The sequence below is a fragment of the Acinetobacter sp. S4400-12 genome (assembly GCF_024129495.1).
Taxonomy (GTDB): Bacteria; Pseudomonadota; Gammaproteobacteria; order Pseudomonadales; family Moraxellaceae; genus Acinetobacter; species Acinetobacter lwoffii_C.
On sequence record NZ_JAMXYB010000120.1, the window covers coordinates 1 to 329 of the forward strand.

General features: G+C 43.5%; 1 pseudogene. It reads left to right on the plus strand.

Features of this window, described 5'->3' with window-relative positions:
- Nucleotides 1–329, plus strand: a pseudogene (locus NI461_RS14170) (IS5 family transposase); the annotation flags it as partial.

Below are 329 nucleotides of genomic sequence, written 5' to 3' on the forward strand. Positions count from 1 at the left end.
GTAGAAATATCATGGAAGCGATCTTATGGAAACTGCGTACAGGCGCCACATGGCGGGATATTCCCCAAGAATTTTGTCCTTGGCAAACTGCTTACAATCGCTTTAATCGTTGGGCAAGCAAGGGATTGTGGGATAAATTTTTTTTAGATTACGAGGCGTCCTGGATCAAGAATGGGTATTCATTGACGGAAGCTACATACGCGTGCATCAACATGCAAGTGGAGCTCGGCATGGTTTCAAAAGAGCAATTGGACAATCACGTGGTGGACGAACAACAAAAATACATCTTGCAACCGACGCGAATGGATTACCGATTGATTTTAAAATCA